Origin of the sequence: Bradyrhizobium sp. BRP20, assembly GCF_020194215.1 — a bacterium.
Lineage (GTDB): Bacteria > Pseudomonadota > Alphaproteobacteria > Rhizobiales > Xanthobacteraceae > Bradyrhizobium > Bradyrhizobium yuanmingense.
The window spans coordinates 1-2,785 of the sequence record NZ_JADYVY010000061.1 but is presented as its reverse complement, the minus strand read 5'-3'; the positions used below and the strand labels follow the sequence as shown (position 1 = coordinate 2,785).

At 62.0% G+C, this 2,785-nt stretch carries 3 protein-coding genes and 2 pseudogenes; all 5 read right to left on the bottom strand.

Annotation, left to right across the window (positions count from 1 at the left end; translation table 11 throughout):
* A pseudogene (locus tag I6F33_RS37740) lies at window positions 1-132 on the bottom strand (IS701 family transposase); the annotation flags it as partial.
* A 1-nt stretch (window position 133) separates the two neighbouring features.
* Window positions 134-1,735 (bottom strand): IS66 family transposase, encoded by a 1,602-nt coding sequence (locus I6F33_RS37735; RefSeq protein ID WP_225143585.1) that lies wholly within the window; start codon window positions 1,733-1,735, stop codon window positions 134-136.
* A gap of 69 nt (window positions 1,736-1,804) precedes the next feature.
* Window positions 1,805-2,158 carry an IS66 family insertion sequence element accessory protein TnpB gene (gene tnpB / locus I6F33_RS37730; protein ID WP_106329899.1) on the bottom strand — a complete coding sequence of 118 codons (354 nt, stop codon included), beginning with the start codon at window positions 2,156-2,158 and terminating at the stop codon, window positions 1,805-1,807.
* Complete coding sequence (locus I6F33_RS37725; protein ID WP_225143587.1) at window positions 2,155-2,577, bottom strand: transposase; 423 nt, start codon at window positions 2,575-2,577, stop codon at window positions 2,155-2,157. The genes tnpB and I6F33_RS37725 overlap by 4 nt, the downstream gene beginning before the upstream one ends.
* 78 nt (window positions 2,578-2,655) lie before the next feature.
* Window positions 2,656-2,785, bottom strand: a pseudogene (locus I6F33_RS37720) (transposase); the annotation flags it as partial.

Sequence of the window (2,785 nt, the reverse complement as noted above, 5' to 3'; positions counted from 1 at the left end):
GAGAGCAGCAAATCGGGCTTTCAGCCGACCTTTCGTCCCGCTGCGCCAACTCACGGTTTTCCATTTGGCGCTCGCCAGCATGTGTTCTGCCGCAATCGATAAGATATCCGGCACGTGGTGCTTTCGTAAGCGCTCAGCCGTGTCCCTGTTGAGACTGGCTTGACGCCTTGCGGAATCGCCACGGCATGAGGTCTTCGATTCTACTATGGGGATGGCCGTCGATGATCGCCTCGAGTGTTTCGGCGATGTAGCTGGCCGGATTGACGTCGTTGAGTTTGCAGGTGGCGACGATCGATGCCAGCAAGGCCCAGTTTTCGGCCCCGATTTCATGTCCGGCGAAGAGAGCGTTTTTCCTGGTCAAGCAGATTGGCCGGATGGCGTTCTCGACCGGGTTAGTGTCAAGCTCGAGACGTCCGTCTTCGAGGAAGCGCGTCAGCCCCTGCCAATGATTGAGCGCATAGCGGATATCCTCGGCGAGGGTCGAACCGCTGGAGATCATCGAAAGCTGTTTCTCGAACCACAGCTTTAACGTGGCTATCATTGGCAGCGAGTGCTCCTTGCGCGCGGCCAACCGGATGTCCGGCGATGAGCCACGCACCATGGCTTCGATGGCGTAAAGCTGCGCGATGTGCCGAACAGCGGCCTCGGCGATCGGTGACTTGCTGTTGCGCACCAATTTGACGAAGCGCCGGCGCAAATGGCTCCAGCAATGCACGAGCGTCCAAGGCCCTTGTGGTCGAACGACTTCGTTCAACCGGTCATAGCCGTCATAGGCGTCGCATTGCAGGTAGCGTCCGCCAAAGCCGTCCAGGAACTGCTGCGCGAAGGCACCGCTGCGACCGGGGGCATACCTGAACAACACGATCGGTGGACTTGGGCCGCTGTGGCCGCGGTCGTCGGAGGCGACCGCCCAGAAGTAGCCTTTCTTCGTTTGGCCGCGCCCCGGATCCAGTACCGGCGCCTTGGTCTCATCCATGAACAACCGATCCGCCATAGCCAGGTGGTGGCGCATGTGGTCCGCGATGGGCTGAAGGTGGAAGCAGGCGCGGCCAGACCAGTTGCCCAGCGTCGCCCGATCGAGCCGGATCCCCTGGCGCGCATAGATCTCGGCCTGACGGTAAAATGGCGTATGGTCGCCAAATTTGGAGACGATCACGTGCGCGATGGCCGCTTCGGTCGGCAGCCCGCCGGGCACGACGTGCTCCGGTGCGTGCGCCTGCACGACGGGCCCCGAACAGCGACGACAGATGTATTTCGGCCGGCGCGTGACCAGCACGCGCCATTGCGCCGGGATCACGTCGAGGCGCTTGCTGACGTCCTCGCCGATCTTCGTCATGGCGCCGCAACCGCACGGGCAGAGCGTGCTTGCAGGCTCGATGATCCGTTCCACGCGTGGCAAATGGGCAGGCAAGCAGCCGCGATTGCGATGAGAACCTTGATCCGGCACGCTCCGCGATCGGCCCTTGATCACAGCCTCGGCTCTCTCCTGCGCCGCGTCCAGGATGCCTTGCGCGATCTCCACGTCTTCCAACGGTAAGTGATACTGATCTGGCCGCAGCTTCTCGGACTTCGCGCCGAACCTGTCGCGCCGCAATTCGCCGAGGATGACCTCCAGCCGACGCCGCGCTTCCTCCGACGCCGCCAGCGCCCCCTGATGCTCGCTCAAGGCCGCCTGCGTTTGCGCCAAAAGCGCTTTCAGTTGTTCGTTTTCGTCGCGCAGCGCCGCGATGCTCATGCGCTATTTCGAGCACATCGCCGCCGCGCGTGCCACGCTCAAAATAGCTGCCGAGTCATTCTGCCGCAGTTATCCAGCGACCTGCGGGCGCCGCGCTTCTTCCGGGCGGACCAACCTCCAATCCAGCCCCTCGAACAAGGCCGCGAACATCGCCGGCGATATCCGCATCACGCCGTCTGCGATCGTTGGCCAAACAAACTTGCAACCTTCGAGACGCTTGTGCACCAACACCAGGCCCGTTCGATCCCAGACCAAAATCTTGATCCGGTCCGCTCGTTTCGATCGGAACACGAAGGCTGCGCCGCTGAACGGGTCGAGACGAAGCATCTCCTGCACCTTCGCCGCAAGCCCATCGTGGCCACAGCGGAAGTCGATCGGCCGCGTCGCGATGTAAATCTTCAGATCAGCACCGGCCGCGATCATCGTGACGCTCGCACCGCACGGATCACCCGGGACAGCTGCTCACCATCAATGGCCGTATCCGTCCGCAGCACGACATCACCGATCACGATCTCAAGCTTGATCGCCGGAGCAGGAAGCTCCTCCAAAGCACGTTCCACGACCAGCGGAGCGAATGTCGGCGGGGATGCCTCGCACGGCGGCAACATGCCTCGCTGTCGAAATCGCCGTCGCCAATCGTAGATCTGCCAGCGCGTCGCTCCGTGCTTGCGCGCGACCTCGGATACCTGGGCGCCGGGCAACAGACTCTCGGCGACAATCCGAGCTCTCTCAGCTTCCGAACGCACGCGGCGCCCCGACGGTCCTTCAAGAACTTCCAACCGGCTAACCGACCCCGCCGATGGGCCGTCCAAATGGACGTCTTTTTTGCTGTCCAATCCCATCCAAAACCTCCGTCCAAAGCCGGAGGCTTTCTTCGCATAGCTATCCAGATCCCGAAGCAAGGGTTAAGGCTAAGCGCTTACGTGCTTTCGTGGTTTCCCGCGGACTTTGGTAATCGGCCAAATGAGCTTCACATCAACCGGATACACCTTGAGGTGCCGAGGGATGCCGACGGCCCAGGCCAATCCCCGTTCTGTTAGCCCTTGTCGA

Bases quoted from the DNA above. Each gene is read 5' to 3' on its own strand.
- I6F33_RS37735 (WP_225143585.1), bottom strand. From the start codon at position 1,735: ATGAGCATCGCGGCGCTGCGCGACGAAAACGAACAACTGAAAGCGCTT.
- tnpB (WP_106329899.1), bottom strand. From the start codon at position 2,158: ATGATCGCGGCCGGTGCTGATCTGAAGATTTACATCGCGACGCGGCCG.
- I6F33_RS37725 (WP_225143587.1), bottom strand. From the start codon at position 2,577: ATGGGATTGGACAGCAAAAAAGACGTCCATTTGGACGGCCCATCGGCG.